Annotated in this window: 15 protein-coding genes; 6 read left to right on the top strand and 9 right to left on the bottom strand. The window is 68.5% G+C overall.

Features of this window, described 5'->3' with window-relative positions; genetic code table 11:
• Window positions 1–9: 9 nt before the first annotated feature.
• Window positions 10–2,046 (top strand): ATP-dependent DNA helicase RecG, encoded by a 2,037-nt coding sequence (gene recG, locus ASC81_RS14375; protein WP_369820857.1) that lies wholly within the window; start codon window positions 10–12, stop codon window positions 2,044–2,046.
• An 8-nt stretch (window positions 2,047–2,054) separates the two neighbouring features.
• Here recG and ASC81_RS14370 read toward each other — a convergent pair whose 3' ends face one another.
• The 8 genes from ASC81_RS14370 to panB form a co-directional block, all read right to left on the bottom strand.
• Complete coding sequence (locus tag ASC81_RS14370; RefSeq protein WP_056268339.1) at window positions 2,055–2,243, bottom strand: hypothetical protein; 189 nt, start codon at window positions 2,241–2,243, stop codon at window positions 2,055–2,057.
• 117 nt (window positions 2,244–2,360) lie between these two features.
• A complete protein-coding gene (locus ASC81_RS14365; RefSeq protein ID WP_056268337.1) occupies window positions 2,361–3,080 on the bottom strand; it encodes a LytTR family DNA-binding domain-containing protein in 720 nt (239 codons plus the stop codon).
• Window positions 3,077–4,123, bottom strand: a complete 1,047-nt coding sequence (locus tag ASC81_RS14360) for a sensor histidine kinase (RefSeq protein ID WP_056268334.1) — start codon at window positions 4,121–4,123, stop codon at window positions 3,077–3,079. Before ASC81_RS14360 ends, ASC81_RS14365 begins: the two co-directional genes overlap by 4 nt.
• Window positions 4,124–4,141: 18 nt before the next feature.
• Window positions 4,142–5,041: an alpha/beta fold hydrolase gene (locus ASC81_RS14355; protein ID WP_056268331.1), complete on the bottom strand. Its 900-nt coding sequence runs from the start codon at window positions 5,039–5,041 to the stop codon at window positions 4,142–4,144.
• Between the two features lie 341 nt (window positions 5,042–5,382).
• On the bottom strand, window positions 5,383–6,081 hold the full coding sequence (locus ASC81_RS14350; protein ID WP_082536523.1) for a peptidylprolyl isomerase: 699 nt from the start codon (window positions 6,079–6,081) through the stop codon (window positions 5,383–5,385).
• Between the two features lie 72 nt (window positions 6,082–6,153).
• Complete coding sequence (locus ASC81_RS14345; RefSeq protein WP_082536522.1) at window positions 6,154–6,795, bottom strand: peptidylprolyl isomerase; 642 nt, start codon at window positions 6,793–6,795, stop codon at window positions 6,154–6,156.
• 2 nt (window positions 6,796–6,797) lie between these two features.
• Window positions 6,798–7,631 carry a pantoate--beta-alanine ligase gene (gene panC, locus ASC81_RS14340; RefSeq protein ID WP_056268325.1) on the bottom strand — a complete coding sequence of 278 codons (834 nt, stop codon included), beginning with the start codon at window positions 7,629–7,631 and terminating at the stop codon, window positions 6,798–6,800.
• 104 nt (window positions 7,632–7,735) lie between these two features.
• On the bottom strand, window positions 7,736–8,542 hold the full coding sequence (panB, locus tag ASC81_RS14335; protein WP_056268323.1) for a 3-methyl-2-oxobutanoate hydroxymethyltransferase: 807 nt from the start codon (window positions 8,540–8,542) through the stop codon (window positions 7,736–7,738).
• Between the two features lie 65 nt (window positions 8,543–8,607).
• Between panB and ASC81_RS14330 the strand changes: the two genes are divergently transcribed.
• The 5 genes from ASC81_RS14330 to ASC81_RS14310 all read left to right on the top strand — a co-directional run bounded on the left by ASC81_RS14330 (window position 8,608) and on the right by ASC81_RS14310 (window position 14,415).
• Window positions 8,608–9,528 (top strand): hydrogen peroxide-inducible genes activator, encoded by a 921-nt coding sequence (locus ASC81_RS14330; RefSeq protein WP_056268320.1) that lies wholly within the window; start codon window positions 8,608–8,610, stop codon window positions 9,526–9,528.
• Between the two features lie 133 nt (window positions 9,529–9,661).
• Complete coding sequence (katG, locus tag ASC81_RS14325) at window positions 9,662–11,866, top strand: catalase/peroxidase HPI (RefSeq protein ID WP_056268318.1); 2,205 nt, start codon at window positions 9,662–9,664, stop codon at window positions 11,864–11,866.
• A 75-nt stretch (window positions 11,867–11,941) separates the two neighbouring features.
• On the top strand, window positions 11,942–12,442 hold the full coding sequence (locus ASC81_RS14320; RefSeq protein WP_056268315.1) for a Dps family protein: 501 nt from the start codon (window positions 11,942–11,944) through the stop codon (window positions 12,440–12,442).
• A 31-nt stretch (window positions 12,443–12,473) separates the two neighbouring features.
• Window positions 12,474–13,775 (top strand): hypothetical protein, encoded by a 1,302-nt coding sequence (locus ASC81_RS14315; RefSeq protein WP_056268312.1) that lies wholly within the window; start codon window positions 12,474–12,476, stop codon window positions 13,773–13,775.
• 34 nt (window positions 13,776–13,809) lie between these two features.
• Window positions 13,810–14,415, top strand: a complete 606-nt coding sequence (locus ASC81_RS14310; RefSeq protein WP_056268309.1) for a DJ-1/PfpI family protein — start codon at window positions 13,810–13,812, stop codon at window positions 14,413–14,415.
• On the opposite strand, the gene ASC81_RS14305 is transcribed toward ASC81_RS14310, so the two are convergent.
• On the bottom strand, window positions 14,390–15,418 hold the full coding sequence (locus tag ASC81_RS14305) for a fatty acid desaturase (RefSeq protein ID WP_056268307.1): 1,029 nt from the start codon (window positions 15,416–15,418) through the stop codon (window positions 14,390–14,392). The two genes, ASC81_RS14310 and ASC81_RS14305, sit on opposite strands and share 26 nt — an antisense overlap.
• Between the last annotated feature and the right edge of the window lie 37 nt (window positions 15,419–15,455).

The raw sequence follows: 15,455 nt of genomic DNA, 5'->3' as shown, positions 1-15,455 counted from the left end.
ATGCCGGCCATGCCCGAGGCCAGTGCCAAATCCGCCCCGCAGAAAGCGATGGAAAAGCTCGGTCTGCTGCGCGACATCGACCTGGCTTTGCACCTGCCGCTGCGCTATGAGGACGAGACCCAGCTGATCCCGATTGCCGCGCTGCGCGAGAACGAGGCGGCGCAGGTGGAAGGCGTCGTCGTCGACTGCCAGGTGGAGATGCGCAGCCGCCGCCAGCTGCTGGTGCGGGTGAAGGACGAGTCCGGCAGCTTGCTGTTGCGCTTCCTGCATTTCTACCCGTCGCAGCAGAAGCAGATGTCGGCGGCCACGCGGCTGCGCATCCGCGGCGAAGCGCGTGTCGGCTTCTTCGGCCGCGAGATGGTGCACCCGGTCGTCAAGGTGGTGGACGACGACACGCCGCTCGCGCAAAGCCTGACCCCCGTCTATCCGGCATCGGCCCAGCTGCCCCAGGCCTATCTGCGCAAGGCCGTCGCCTCGGGGCTGGCGCGCGCGGACCTGCGCGAGATCCTGCCGGCCGGCGTCGTGCCGAGCGGGCTGCCGTCGTTGAAAGACGCTCTGCACTATCTGCACCACCCACCGCCGAATGCGTCGCAGGTGGCGCTGCACGAGCACAACCACCCGGCCTGGCACCGGCTCAAGTTCGAGGAGTTGCTGGCCCAGCAGCTGTCACAGCTGCAGGCCCAGCGCGAACGGGCGCTGCTGGCGGCACCGGCCCTACGCGGCCGGCCGGGTGGGCTGCACGAGAAGCTGCTGGCGGCGCTGCCATTCCAGCTGACCGGCGCGCAGCGGCGCGTGGCCGAGGAGGTGGCGCAAGACCTGGCCCGGCCGCAACCCATGCACCGCCTGCTGCAGGGCGACGTGGGGTCCGGCAAGACGGTGGTAGCGGCGCTGGCGGCGGCCGTCGCCATCGACGCCGGCTGGCAATGCGCGCTGATGGCGCCGACCGAGATCCTGGCGGAGCAACACTTCCGCAAGCTGATCGGCTGGCTGGAGCCGATGGGGCTGAAGGTCGCGTGGATCACCGGCAGCGTGAAGGGCAAGGCGCGGCAGAAGATGCTGGACGCGGCCGCCTCGGGCGAGGCCCAGCTCATCGTCGGCACGCATGCTGTCATCGAGGACAAGGTGAAGTTCGCGCGGCTCGGGCTGGCCGTCATCGACGAGCAGCACCGCTTCGGCGTCGCACAGCGGCTGGCGTTGCGCAACAAGTTGAAGGCGATGGACCTGGAGCCGCACATGCTGATGATGAGCGCCACGCCCATCCCGCGCACGCTGGCGATGACTTACTTCGCCGACCTGGACGTGTCGACCATCGACGAGCTGCCGCCCGGCCGCAGCCCCATCGTGACCAAGGTGTTCACGGATTCCAAGCGCCACGACGTGGTCGACAAGATCCGCATGGCCGTGGCCGATGGCGCCCAGGTCTACTGGGTCTGCCCGCTGGTGGAGGAGAGCGAAGCGGTTGACCTGCGCAACGCGACCGAGACGCACGCGGAACTGAGCGCGACGTTGACCGGCACCAGCGTGGGCCTGCTGCACGGCCGCATGTCGCCCGCCGACAAGGCCGCCGTGATGGCGCAGTTCTCGGGCGGGCAGATGAGCGTGCTGGTGGCCACGACCGTCATCGAGGTCGGCGTGGACGTGCCCAACGCCAGCCTGATGGTCATCGAGCATGCCGAGCGCTTCGGCCTGGCGCAGCTGCACCAGCTGCGCGGCCGCGTGGGGCGGGGCTCGAAGGCCAGCGTCTGCGTGCTGATCTACAGCGCGCCGCTGTCCGACACCGGCAAGTCGCGGCTGAAGGCGATGGCCGAGACGACAGACGGCTTCGAGATCGCGCGCCGGGACCTGGATATCCGCGGCCCGGGCGAATTCATGGGCTCACGCCAGAGCGGCGCGGAGCTGCTGCGTTTTGCCGACCTGCAAGAGGACGCGCCGCTGCTGGTGGCCGCGCGCGCGCTGGCACCCCGGCTGCTGGACGAGCACCCCGAGGCCGCGCGCCGACAGGTGGCACGCTGGCTCGGGACGAAGGCGGAGTTCTTAAAGGCCTGACGCCCGCTTCACTTGCAGCTGAAGCTTTTCGCGTTCACTTCCTTGACATTGCCGGCGCCGCAGGTGGCCAGCGCCTGCTCGCTCATCTTGGTCACGTCAGACGGGTTGGTGCTGGTGTGAACCGGCGGCGCGAAGACGCAGGCGCTGAGCGACACGGCCGAGGCCAGGGCGAGGGAGAAGGAGGCAAAGCGGTTCATTCGTGTCCCGGGGTCAGGTGTTGAGAGGCGCGAATGCTCGCAGAGGCTGACGGGCCGGTCGCCGGGCAGGCGACAGACTGCAGATCGCCGGGGACAGGCTGCACGGGCGCCGGCGCGTCACAGCTCCAGCCGTTCGCGCAGCAGCTTGGCCTGGCGGCGCGATACCTCGACCTGGTGACCGTCGCGCAGCGTGACGCGGTAGCCATCGTTGCGCCAGGGCTCGATGGCCTGCACCCAGCGCAGGTTGATGAGGTGGCTGCGGCTCGCGCGGAAGAAGAGCTGCGGGTCCAGCCGCTCCTCCAGGCTGGTGAGCGTTCGCGCCAGCAGCGGGCGCTGGCCGTCGAACCAGGCCTGGGCGTAGTTGCCGCAGGCCTCGAAGCCGGCCACGTCGCCCAGGCGCACGAACCAGCAGCGCTCACCGTCGCGCAGGAAGACCATGTCGTCGGCGCCCTTCAATGCCGCTGAAGGCCTCGCGGCCGGCGTGGGCCGCAGCCGTTGACGCGCCTTGGCCAGGGCCGCGGCCAGCCGGTCACCGTCGATGGGCTTGAGCAGGTAGTCCAGTGCGTTGCGGTCGAAGGCCGCCAGCGCATGCTGGTCGTAGGCGGTCGTGAAGACGACCAGCGGCAGGTGCTCCAGCTGGTCGAGCAGGTCGAAGCCAGTGGCACCGGGCAGCTCGACATCCAGCAGCAGCAGCTCGGGCCGCAGCGCCTCGATGGCGTCGCGCGCCGGTGCCAGCTCGGCGGCCTCGCCGACGATGTCGGCGTCAGGGATGGTGGCCAGCAGCGTGCGCAGTTCCTGGCGCGCCAGCCGCGAGTCCTCGACGATGTAGATCTTCATGCAGCCAGCTCCACGCTGATCCGGACGCGGCCGTCAGCCGCGGCGATCAGGCAGTCCGCGCCGGCGCCGCCGGCCCGCGCCAGGCGCTCGCGCAGGTGCACGAGGCCAAGCCCGATGCCCGCCGGGGCAACCGGCGCGGGCTGCCACTGGCCGGGGTTGCCGACAACGATGCGCAGCCGGTCGCCATCGCGCGCGATGCGGATGTCGACGACGCCACCGCCGGGCGTGCGCGCCACGCCGTGCTTGATGGCGTTCTCCACCAACAGCTGCAGCAGCATCGGTGGCACGCTGGCGTTCGCCGTTGCCGGGTCCACCTGCCAATCGACGCGGAGCCGCTCTTCGTGGTGCAGCTGCTCCAACGCCACGTAATCGCGCACGACGGCCAGCTCGTCGGCCAGCGGCACGCGCTCCTTGGCGCTGTGCTGCAGCGTGTGGCGCAAGGTGTTGGACAGACGGCTGAGCATCTCGCGGGCGCGGGCTGGGTCTTCGTTGATGAGGGCGCGCAGGTTGTTCAGCGCGTTGAACAGGAAATGCGGGTTGATCTGGGCGCGCAGCACCTGCAGCTCCAGCTCGCGGGCGGCGGCCTCGGCCTGCCATTTGTCGATCTCGCCGCGGCGCCAGCGCTGCAGCATCTGCAGGCCCATCCACACGGCCATCCACAGCCACAGCATGATGGTCGTGTTCAGCGTGTAGCTCAGCAGCACCAGCCAGCCCTGCGGCATGGCCGGCGGGAACTGCAGCAGGCCAAGCGACAGACCGACCTTGTTGACTGCAAAGAGCAGCAGTTGCACGACGAACGCGAATGCCGGCGGCATGAACGCCAGGCAGAACAGCAGCGAGCGGGGCGAGCGGTCCAGCCAACGCTGCCACAGTGCCAGCGCCCGCAACCCCTCGCTGGCCGCCCAAAGCCCGGCGCCGACGCAGGCCATCACGAAGACCAGCGAGCCGGTCAGCGGCTGGAAGCTCGCCACCATGGCCAGCGAGACGGCCACATAGCCGCCCCACAGCAAGGCCTGCACCGCAGTGCGCCTGCGCGTCTCCATGCCTGTGTCTGCTCGGGTTTAGCGGGCGGCAGCGATGAAGCCCTTGACCTCGCCGACCAGCCAGTCAGCATCGTCCCACATGAGGAAGTGGTAGCCGCGCTGGCTCATGGACACCTTGACGCCATTGAGGCCGGCGTACTGCGTCTCGAAGATCTTCTTCGTGCTGTCCAACGTCGAGCCCATCGGCTCGAAGGCCGCCCAGGCGCCCAGCACCAACGTCGGCGTGGTGATCCTGGGCAGCAGCGGCCGCAGGTCCTCGCTCCAGAGTTCGGACATGGCCTGGGCCGAGGTGGCGCGGTCGCTGGCCAGGCTCCAGGCGACGACACGCTCGGCGTTGGCCGGCGTGCGGCTCATGCCCATGGCGCCCTGGCGGGCACCGGCCTCCCACTGCGCCGGCGTGGCTGACTGCATCTGCTGGCGCATCGCGGCCGCGGCGCCCTTGGCCGCCTCGGGCGTCATGCCACGCAGGCCGGCCAGGAAGGGCAGACTGTCGACGATGACCAGGCGCTCGATGCGGCCGGGCTTCTCGGCCGCCATCTGCAGAGCCAGCGTGCCGCCCAGGCTGTGTCCGATGACGATGGGCTTGGCCAGCTGGCGGTCGTCCAGGTAGGCCAGCAGACGGTCGCGCATGCCGGTCATGAAGTGATCGGTCGCCACGGCCGGCGCGCCGGCAAAGCCGGGCAGCTGCACGATGTGGCATTGCACGCCGGGTTGCAACGCGGCGCAGGTCTCGGTCCAGGTGCTGGCGGCGCTGTTCAGGCCCGGGATCATCAACACCGGCCGGCCCTGGCCGACAACGTCAACGCGCAGGTCGCGGAACTCAGTCGCGGCGGCCTCGCTGTTGCTGACGTACAGGGCCGTGGCGATGGCCACGGCGGCGCCGAACAGGCCCATCCAGGAACGCTTGCGAATCGCCATGCTTGTCTCCATCGAATTGCGATGGACGCATGTTGCCCATGTTCGCCCGCGTAACCGTGGGCCGGATGACAAACGGCGAGCCGGGCGGACGAATGGCAAGCCGACCTGATGGGAGGCCCACCACCACCTGGCCGTCGTGCCTTCTTGCGGGCCTGGCGACGGGCCGCCCCAAGCCGGACCGCGCTGGCGATGTGCTTGTCGGTCGATCCGGCAAGCATCGCCGTCCCCGCGGGGGCTGAGGCCGGACACAGGGCGTCCAGTGGACGGCCTGTGCCTGCCGAAGCTCTGCGGCCGCCGGCCGCAGAGCGGTCCCGGCCAAGGTACTCCCTGGACGAGGGGCCTTATTTCAGCCGTTGCGCCCAGTAGATCAGCACTTCGGTGCGCGGCTGGATGTCGGTCGAGCTGTAGCTGTAGACCGGCACGACGTTGATCGCGTCCAGCGTGTTCAGGCCGGAGATGATGCGGCCGAAGACCGCATAGCCGGGGTTGGCGGCACTCTGGTAGTCCAGGCTGGTGTTGTCCACCACGTTGAAGAAGAACTGGCTGGTGGCCGAGTCGGCGTCGCTGCGGCGCGCCATCGCGATGGTGCCGCGCAGGTTGGAGAGGTCGTTGTTGCTCTCCAGCTTGATCGGCGCGTACAGCGGGGGCTTCACCACCATGCCGGTCGTGTAGCCGCCGCCCTGGACGACGAAGTCGCGGTCGACACGGTGGATCAGCGTCTTGGTGTAGTAGCCCGCCGCAACGTACTTGTAGAAATTGGCGACCGTCTGTGGCGCATAGGTGTCGTAAAGCTCGACAACGATCTCGCCGCTGCTGGTCAGCATGCAGACCGTGCCCCAGGTCGACGCCGCCGATGCGGCCAGGCCGGCGGCGCTGCAGGACAGCGTCGATGGATTCGGGTTGGGATTGGGCTGCGGGTTTTGTGTACCGCCACCGCCGCCACCCCCACCGCCATGGCCACCACCCACCTCGACGTAGGCACCGCCACCGCAGGCGGTCAAGGCGCTGACAAGCAGCAAGGCGGCGATTATTCTGAGCATGGCTGGGCCCCAGTGTCTGAGGCCTGCCTAACGAACGGGTCCGCCGTCGCGACGACAGGCGGACGCAGCTTGTTACTGAATCACCTTGGCTTCGGTGATGGTGACGTCGACCAGCGGCACGTCCTGCGCATTGGTGTTGACCGCGCGAATCTTGTCCACCACGTCCATGCCCACCGTGACCTGGCCGAACACGGCGTAACCGGGATTGGCTGCGTTCACGTAGTTCAGGTTCAGGTTGTCCACCACATTGACGTAGAACTGACTGGTCGCACTGTCGGCCACTGCGGTGCGGGCCATGGCCAGCGTACCGCGCACATTGGAAAGGCCGTTCTGGCTCTCCAGCGTGATGGCGGGGTATGTGGGCGTTTTTTCGCTCAGCCCGGCATTGGTGCGAATGACGCCGCCGCCCTGGATCACGAAGTTGCTGATGACGCGGTGGAAGACAGTGCCGTTGTAGAAGCCGTCGTTGACGTACTTCAGGAAGTTGTCCACGGTGACGGGCGCGTGGTTGCGGTCCAGGCCCAGCTCGATGACGCCTTGGTTGGTAGTCAGACGCACCTTGTGGGTGACGGTGATCGCAACAGGCGGCGTGGGCGGTTGCACAGGCGTGCCGCTGTCGCCACCGCCGCCGCCACAGGCGGCCAGGGTCAGTGCGACGGTGGTGGTGGCAGCCAGGGCCAGCAGGAGGCGACGGCGCGGTCGGAGCAATGTCATGTTCAGATTTCGAGGTTGTCGATCAAACGGGTGCTGCCGAGTTTCGCAGCTCCTAACGCCACCAGCGGCTGGCCTTCAACAGCCGGTCCCAGGTCGTGCTGGCGGCGCAGCGTGATGTAGTCCGGCACCCAGCCGGCATCACGCAGCGACCGCAGCGCGTCGGCCTCCATCGCAGCCACATCACGCTCGCCGGCCTGCCAATGGGCGATCAGGCTTTTCAGTGTGCGAGACAGCCTCAGCGCCTCGACCTTCTCGGCCTCGCTGAGATAGCCATTGCGAGACGACAGCGCCAGGCCTTGGGCGCTGCGGCGCGTCTCACCGCCATGGATCTCGATGGGCAGTGCCATCTGCGCCACCATGCGGCGCAGCACCATCAGCTGCTGGTAGTCCTTCTTGCCGAACACGGCCAGCGTCGGCTGCACGATGTTGAAGAGCTTGTGCACCACCGTGCAGACGCCGGTGAAGAAGCCGGGGCGGAAATGGCCTTCCAGGATGTCGGCCAGCTCGGCCGGCGGCTGGACCTTGTAGCCCTGCAGCTCGGGGTAGAGCTCGTTCTCGCTCGGCGCAAAGACGATGTCGCAGCCGGCGCCTTCCAGCAGTTCGCAGTCGCGCGCCAAAGTGCGCGGGTAGGTATCGAAGTCCTCGTGCGGTGCGAACTGCAGACGGTTGACGAAGACGCTGGCGACCACCGCACCGGCGGGGCCGACCAGCTCCCGCGCCTGCCTGACCAGCTGCAGATGGCCGTCATGCAGATTGCCCATCGTCGGCACGAAGCCGCGCTGGCGGTGGGTGGCGAGCGCGTCGCGCAGCTCGCTGATCGTGTGAATCACTTGCATTTGACGTTCCAGGAAATGCAACCACAGAGGCACAGAGACACCGAGGATTCCAGTTCAGCTTCTCTGTGCCTCAGTGGCTCTGTGGTTGCATTTGGCATTGGCATTCAAAATCCATGCACCGCGTCGACCGGGAAGGTCTTGGCCTTGACCTCGTCCACATAGCCCTTCACCGCGGCCAGCACCGAATCCTTGCCGGCCATGAAGTCCTTGACGAAGCGCGGCTTGCGGCCCGGCGTGATGTTGAGCATGTCGTGCAGCACCAGCACCTGGCCCGAGGTGCCGACGCCCGCGCCAATGCCGATGACGGGCACCGGCGACGCGGCGGTGATCTCGGCGGCCAGCACAGCCGGCACCATCTCGTAGAGCAGCATGGCCGCACCGGCGTCGACCAGCTCCATCGATTCGCGCTTCATGCGCGCCGCGCCGGCCTCGTCGCGACCCTGGACCTTGAAGCCGCCCAAGGCATTGACCGTCTGCGGCGTGAAGCCCAGGTGGGCGCAGACCGGGATGCCGCGCTCGCTGATGAAGCGCACGGTCTCGGCCGTCCAGCCGCCGCCTTCGAGCTTGACCATGTGGGCGCCGGCCTTCACCAGCGCGGCGGCGCTCTTCCAGGCCTCTTCCTTGCTGACGTGATAGCTGTCGAAGGGCAGGTCGGCAATGATCCAGGCCCACTTGTGGCCGCGCGACACGCAGAAGGTGTGATAGACCATGTCCTCCAGGCTCACCGGCGCGGTCGAGCCGCGGCCCTGCAGCACATTGCCCAGGGAATCGCCGATCAACAGGATGTCGACGCCGGCCTCGTCCAGCAGGCTGGCGAAGGCCGCGTCGTAGCAGGTCAGCATGGCGATCTTCTCGCCGCTGGCATGCATCTGCGCCAGGCGCGGCAGGGTCATCGGCTTGCGGTCTGTCATGGCTGGCGTCTCCTGGAAAACCCTGGGGCACCCCTCGGGGCGGCCGCAGTGTAGCGTTCGGGCCTATGACCCTGACCGAGCTCCGCTACATCGTCGCCGTCGCCCGCGAGCGGCATTTCGGCCGCGCGGCCGAAGCCTGCTTCGTGTCGCAGCCGACGCTGTCCGTCGCCATCAAGAAGCTGGAGGAAGAACTCGACCTGAAGATCTTCGAGCGCGGCGGCAGCGAGGTGTCGGTCACGCCGCTGGGCGACGAGATCGTGCGCCAGGCGCAGTCGGTGCTGGACCAGGCGGGCGCCATCAAGGAGATCGCCAAGCGCGGCAAGGACCCGCTGGCCGGTGCGCTGCGCCTCGGGATCATCTACACCATCGGCCCCTACCTGTTGCCCGAACTGGTCAGGCACACCATCGAGCAGTACCCGCAGATGCCGCTGATGCTGCAGGAGAACTTCACGGTCAAGCTGCTGGAGATGCTGCGCACCGGCGAGCTGGACTGCGCCATCATGGCCGAGCCCTTTCCCGAAGCCGGCCTGGCGACAGCCCAGCTCTACGACGAGCCCTTCGTCGTGGCCCTGCCGGCCACGCATGCGCTGGCCACGCGCGAGAGCATCAGCGCCGAGGAACTCAAGCGCGAGACCATGCTGCTGCTGGGCACCGGCCATTGCTTTCGCGACCATGTGCTGGAGGTCTGCCCTGAGTTCGCGCGCTTCTCCAGTGAAGCCGAGGGCATACGCCGCAGCTTCGAGGGCTCGTCGCTGGAGACCATCAAGCACATGGTCGCCTCGGGCATGGGCGTGACGGTGGTGCCACTGCTGTCGGTGGCGCGTGAGCCTTCGACCCACCTGCGCTTCGTGCCTTTCAGCGAACCCGTCCCGACGCGCCGCGTCGTGCTGGCGTGGCGGCGCAGCTTCACGCGCTACGAGGCCATCGCGGCCTTGCGCAATGCGATCTACGCCTGCAAACTGAACGGCGTCAACCGCCTGAGCTGAGCCCCGCCGGCACGAGGCTCGTGCCATTGCCAGATGATTTTGGCTATCAATCGCGTTGATCTATTCAAAACACAGCCTAGAGGGCCGTCACTAAGCTCCGGTGAGCCGCAAGCCATGCGAGCAAGGAGCAGACATGAACGACACGACCGAAGCCAAATGCCCGTTTTCCAGCGGCGCGCCGAAGCGCCCCGTGGGCGGCAACCAGCGTTGGTGGCCCAACCAGCTCAACCTCGGCGTGCTGCACCAGCACCCGCCGCAGTCCAACCCGATGGGCGAGTCATTCGACTACGCCGAGGCCTTCAAGCGCCTGGATCTTGATGCCGTCGTCAAGGACCTGCATGCGCTGATGACCGACTCGCAGGACTGGTGGCCGGCCGACTACGGCCACTACGGTCCCTTCTTCATCCGCATGGCCTGGCATGCCGCCGGCACCTACCGCGTGGCCGATGGCCGTGGCGGCGGCGGCACCGGCGCGCAGCGCTTCGCGCCGCTGAACAGCTGGCCCGACAACGGCAACCTCGACAAGGCGCGCCGGCTGCTCTGGCCCATCAAGCAGAAGTACGGCCGCAACCTGTCCTGGGCCGACCTCTTCATCCTGACCGGCAATGTCGCGCTCGAATCCATGGGCTTCAAGACCTTCGGCTTCGGCGGCGGCCGCGACGACATCTACGAACCCGAGGACATCGACTGGGGTTCCGAGGCCGAATGGCTGGCGCTGAGCACCGCCCCCAACAGCCGCTACAGCGGCGAGCGCGAGCTGGCCGAGCACCTGGCCGCCGTGCAGATGGGCCTGATCTACGTCAACCCCGAGGGCCCGGACGGCAAGCCCGACCCGCTCGCCTCGGCGCATGACATCCGCGTCACCTTCGCGCGCATGGCGATGAACGACGAAGAGACCGTGGCCCTGGTAGCTGGTGGCCACACCTTCGGCAAGGCCCACGGCGCGGGCGACCCCAAGCTGCTGGGCAAGGAGCCCGAAGGCGCCGACCTCTGGGACCAGGGCCTGGGCTGGCGCAGCAGCTACGAGAGCGGCATGGCCGGCCACACCATCACCAGCGGCCTGGAAGGCGCCTGGAAGCCGAAACCCACGACCTGGGACAACGGCTATTTCGACACGCTGTTCAAGTACGACTGGGAGCTGACCAAGAGCCCGGCGGGCGCGCAGCAGTGGCGGCCCAAGGGCGGCGCGGGCGCCAACGACGTGGTCGATGCGCATGACCCCACCAAGTTCCACGCGCCCATGATGTCCACCGCCGACCTGGCCCTGCGCATGGACCTCGCCTACGAGAAGATCTCGCGCCGCTTCCACGCCAACCCGGCCGAGTTCGCCGACGCTTTCGCCCGTGCCTGGTTCAAGCTGACCCACCGCGACATGGGCCCCATCGCGCGCTACCTTGGCCCCCTGGTCCCCAAGGAAGAGCTGGTCTGGCAGGACCCGATTCCCAAGGTCGACCATGCGCTCGTCGACGCGCAAGACATTGCAGCGCTGAAAGCCCGGCTGCTGAACGCCGGGTTGACGATCTCGCAGCTCGTCTCGACCGCCTGGGCTTCGGCCTCGACCTTCCGCGGCAGCGACAAGCGCGGCGGTGCCAACGGTGCGCGCATTCGCCTGGCGCCGCAGAAGGACTGGGAAGTCAACCAGCCCGCCGAGCTGGCCCGCATGCTGGCAACATTGGGATCGCTTCAGGAGGAGTTCAACGCCGAGGCTCCCGGCGGCAAGAAGATTTCGCTGGCCGACCTCATCGTGCTCGCCGGCGGCGCGGCCGTCGAAGCGGCTGCGAAGAAGGCCGGCTTCGACATCACCGTGCCCTTCCGCCCCGGCCGCATGGACGCGACGCAGGAGCAGACGGACGTCGAATCCTTCGCCGTGCTGGAGCCGCAGGCCGACGGCTTTCGCAACCATCTGCGCCAAGGCCTGCCGCTGGCCGCGGCGGCCGAGCGCCTGGTCGACAAGGCGCAGCTGCTGACGCTGTCGGCGCCGGAAATGGCGGTGCTGGTGGCGGGGCTGCGGGTATTGGGCACCAATGCCGGCGGCAGCCCGCACGGCGTGCTGACGAACCGCCCCGGCACGCTGTCCAACGACTTCTTCGTCAACCTGCTGGACATGCGCACCCAGTGGCGCAAAGCCGCCGCGGGCGACGTGCTGGAAGGCGTGGACCGCAAGACTGGCGAGCGCCGCTGGACGGCCACCGTGGCTGACCTGGTGTTCGGCTCCAACGCGCAGCTGCGCGCCCTGGCCGAGGTCTATGCGGCTGCCGATGCACAACGCAAGTTCGTCGACGACTTTGCCGCTGCATGGGCCAAGGTCATGGAGCTGGACCGCTTTGACCTGACGTGACGACTGCCGGCACCGGCTGACACGCGGGGCGGGCCGAATCCGTTAGGCTCGCCCCGTCTAGTTTTGGAGCCTCGCATGGCCAAGAAATCCGCCGCCCCATCCAGTGCCATCAGCATCGGCATCAACGAGAAAGACCGCGCCGCCATCGCCGCCGGCCTGTCCAAGCTGCTGGCCGAGACCTACACGCTCTACCTGACGACGCACAATTTCCACTGGAACGTCACCGGGCCGATGTTCAACAGCCTGCATGCGATGTTCATGGCGCAGTACACCGAGCTGTGGAATGCGGTCGACCCGATCGCCGAGCGCATCCGCTCCCTGGGCCACCCTGCGCCCGGCAGCTATGCCCAGTTCACCAAGCTCAGCGGCCTGCCTGACGCGCCGACCGGGCCGCCCAAGGCGCTCGAGATGGTGCGCATCCTGAAGGAGGGCCACGAGGCCGTGGCGCGCACAGCGCGGCAGCTGTTCCCCGCTGTCGAGAAGGCCAGCGACGAACCCACCGCCGACCTGCTGACCCAGCGCATCACCGTGCACGAGCAGACGGCATGGATGTTGCGCAGCCTGCTTGAGGAGTGACATCTCCGCGCGCCGAGCGCCACCTCGCAGCGTGCGCGCGCTGCTCTCGTTGACGCTGCGGCAGCTGCTGCGGGCCACGCTATGGACAGCAGGCATCGTCCTGCTCGCGACAGTGGTCGCCATCGCGTTGGCCGTGCAGACGTCCCCGCGCTGGGCGCCGCCGTCCCAGGTGTCCGCGGCCGATGTGGCGCGCGCGCGGGACTTCCTGCGCCGCAGCGACCCACGCCGCCTGCCTGCAGGCAACGCCCACACCCTCGTCGCCTCGGAGCAGGAGGTCAACCTGCTGGCGGACCAGCTCGTCGCACGCGTGGCACCCGGTGGCGCCGCGCGGCTGACGCTGAGCCGCGGCAGCGCACTGTTGCAGGCCAGCCTTCCGCTGCCCCGCAGCCCGGCGGGCGGCTGGCTCAACGTAGAGGCCACGTTGCAGCAAACCAGCGGCCTGCCCCGGGTGGAGGCCTTGCGCATCGGCCGCCTGCCGGTGCCCCGCTGGGTGGCCGAGCGGCTGCTGAGCCGGCTGGTGGCGCAGCTGGGGGCCAGCGCCGAAGGCCAGCTCGCGCACGACATGGTGCAGCGCGTGGGCATCACCCCCGGCCGGCTCGAACTCGTCTACGCGTGGCGTGACGACAGCTACCAGCGCCTGCTCGGCACGCTGGTGCCGCCCGCCGACCAAGCCCGGCTCAAGGCCTATGCCGAGCACCTGGCCGATCTCACGCAGGCCGCGCCGGCGGAGGGGCTATCGCTGGCGCAGCTGCTGCCGCCGCTGTTCGAGCTGGCGCGCCAGCGCAGCGCCGGCGGCGACGGCAAAAGCGGCGACGCGCTCGCGGAGAACCGCGCCCTGCTGTTGACGCTGGCGGTGCATGTCAGCGGCCGCGGCCTGGCAACGCTGGTGCCTGCGGCCAGGCATTGGCGACAGCCGAGGCCGGTGCGGGTGACGCTGGCCGGTCGGGACGACTTCCCGCAGCACTTGCTGATCTCGGCGGTGCTGGCGCTGGAAGGTGGCGGGCCGCTGGCCGACGCCATCGGCGTCTACAAGGAAGTGGCCGATGCCCGCCATGGCAGCGGCTTCAGCTTCAACGACATCGCCGCCGACCGGGCCGGCACGCGGCTGGGCCTGCTGGCCCGGCGCGCGCCGGAACAGCTGCAGGCGCAGCTGGCGCGCGGCATTCGCGAGAGCGACTTCATGCCCGACGTGGCTGACCTGCCGCAGTTTCTCAGCGAGGCCGACTTCCTGAGCGCCTATGGCGGCGTGGGCGCACCGGCGTATCGGCGCATGCAAGCCGACATCGAGCGCCGGCTCGACGCCTTGCCGTTGTTCAGGGGCCCCCTCGGATAATCTCGGGCGTTCAACCGCGTCTGGAGCCGCACGCATGAAAGTCGCCATCCTGACCTTTGACGGCTTCAACGAGCTCGACAGCTTCATTGCGCTGGGCCTGCTGAACCGGCTGTATGCGCTGGGCTGGTCCGCCCAGATCACCAGCCCGACCGCGCAGGTGCGCTCGATGAACGGCGTCACCGTCGCGGCTCAGCAACCGCTGGAGTTCGCCAACGAGGCCGACGTCGTGCTCTTCGGCAGCGGCATCCACACACGCGCCATCGCGGCCGACAGCGCGCTGCTGGACCGGCTGCAGCTGGACCCGCTGCGCCAGCTCATTGGCGGCCAGTGCTCGGGCACGCTGCTGATGGCCCGGCTGGGGCTGTTGGCTGACATGCCCGCCTGCACCGACTCGACCACCAAGCCCTGGGTCGTCGAAGCCGGCGTGCGCGTCGTCGAGGAGCCCTTCCACGCCCGCGGCCCCATCGCCACCGCCGGCGGCTGCCTGGCCTCGCAATACTTGGCCGCCTGGGTCATGGTGTCGGGCGCCGGACTGGATGCGGCGCGCAGCGCGCTGCACTACGCGGCGCCGGTCGGCGAGAAGGACGCCTACGTCGACCGCGTGCTTGGCGTCGTCAAGCCTTTTCTGCCGAAGGCCTGACCGCTCGCGTCGCCTGGCGCAGTCGGCCGATGCCTTCGGCCACCGAGCGCACCGTCACCTGGTGGTACTCCGAGCCGGCCGGCAACTGCGCCATCAGCCGGCGGTGCGCCGTCGGCATCGCGTGATAAGGCAGGTAAGGTGCGACGTGGTGCAGCGCGTGGAAGCGCAGGCCCACGGGGCAGAGCAGTACCGAAATCGGGCCGTTGGAGTCGACGTTCAGCGAGTCCAGCAACTGGCCTCGCGCATCCCGCCCCTCCAGTTCCTCGACATAAAGATGCGTGCCGCCCATCGCGCGGATGGTGTTCAGCGTCGCGATCAGCACAACGAGCAGCGCCCACGCGGCCACCCACACCCAGCCTGCGACAACTCCGATGGCCACCAGCGCCCAGGCCCAGCCGCAGCACCACCATTCGATCTTCAGCGCCTCGTCGCGGGCACTCTCTTTGATGGCCGGCGCGCGAAACGGCATGCGCAGCGCCATGTGGACGAACTCCGGGATCATCTTTTCGCGGATGGGCGGCAGCAAGACGGCCAGCGGGGTCAGGATGGCGAAGCGCACCCACAGCGCCAGCGGCAGCGCCAGGTTGAGCGCGAACAGCTTGGCGCTGGCGATACCGGCGCGGCTGTGGAACTGGTCGTATTCCCCGTCCTCCTTCGTGCCATAGGTCGCCTTGTTGTGGTGACCCTGGTGGATGGGCAGGTAAAGCATGAAGGGGATCAGCAACGGCACGCCCGACACCGCGTGCCAGGTCAGGCGGAAGGTCTTCATGCCCTGCTGGTGGAAGATCTCGTGGATGAAGGCCAGGCTGCGGTAGAGCAGCAGCACGGCCGCAGTGAAGGCCAGCACGCGCGGCCAGCCGGGGCCAGGCAGCACGGCCCAGACGAAAGCGGCCCAGCCCAGGCCGGCGCTGAGCAACAGGTCCGTATAGAAGATGCCCGGCCGCGGCTCGCGCAGGTCGGCCACCAGCTCCTGCACCCGCTTCATGTCCACCTGCTTGTTCATCACACCCCCGTCGAGCAAAGCCCCCCAACGATAATCC

The organism is Pelomonas sp. Root405 (assembly GCF_001425165.1).
In the GTDB taxonomy this organism is placed as follows: Bacteria; Pseudomonadota; Gammaproteobacteria; order Burkholderiales; family Burkholderiaceae_C; genus Pelomonas.
Note: the sequence above shows the minus strand (reverse complement) of the source record. Positions and strands in the feature narration are given on the sequence as shown.

Coding starts and splice junctions, on each gene's coding strand:
- recG (WP_369820857.1), top strand. CDS start 10: ATGCCCGAGGCCAGTGCCAAATCCGCCCCGCAGAAAGCGATGGAAAAG.
- ASC81_RS14370 (WP_056268339.1), bottom strand. CDS start 2,243: ATGAACCGCTTTGCCTCCTTCTCCCTCGCCCTGGCCTCGGCCGTGTCG.
- ASC81_RS14365 (WP_056268337.1), bottom strand. CDS start 3,080: ATGAAGATCTACATCGTCGAGGACTCGCGGCTGGCGCGCCAGGAACTG.
- ASC81_RS14360 (WP_056268334.1), bottom strand. CDS start 4,123: ATGGAGACGCGCAGGCGCACTGCGGTGCAGGCCTTGCTGTGGGGCGGC.
- ASC81_RS14355 (WP_056268331.1), bottom strand. CDS start 5,041: ATGGCGATTCGCAAGCGTTCCTGGATGGGCCTGTTCGGCGCCGCCGTG.
- ASC81_RS14350 (WP_082536523.1), bottom strand. CDS start 6,081: ATGCTCAGAATAATCGCCGCCTTGCTGCTTGTCAGCGCCTTGACCGCC.
- ASC81_RS14345 (WP_082536522.1), bottom strand. CDS start 6,795: ATGACATTGCTCCGACCGCGCCGTCGCCTCCTGCTGGCCCTGGCTGCC.
- panC (WP_056268325.1), bottom strand. CDS start 7,631: ATGCAAGTGATTCACACGATCAGCGAGCTGCGCGACGCGCTCGCCACC.
- panB (WP_056268323.1), bottom strand. CDS start 8,542: ATGACAGACCGCAAGCCGATGACCCTGCCGCGCCTGGCGCAGATGCAT.
- ASC81_RS14330 (WP_056268320.1), top strand. CDS start 8,608: ATGACCCTGACCGAGCTCCGCTACATCGTCGCCGTCGCCCGCGAGCGG.
- katG (WP_056268318.1), top strand. CDS start 9,662: ATGAACGACACGACCGAAGCCAAATGCCCGTTTTCCAGCGGCGCGCCG.
- ASC81_RS14320 (WP_056268315.1), top strand. CDS start 11,942: ATGGCCAAGAAATCCGCCGCCCCATCCAGTGCCATCAGCATCGGCATC.
- ASC81_RS14310 (WP_056268309.1), top strand. CDS start 13,810: ATGAAAGTCGCCATCCTGACCTTTGACGGCTTCAACGAGCTCGACAGC.
- ASC81_RS14305 (WP_056268307.1), bottom strand. CDS start 15,418: ATGAACAAGCAGGTGGACATGAAGCGGGTGCAGGAGCTGGTGGCCGAC.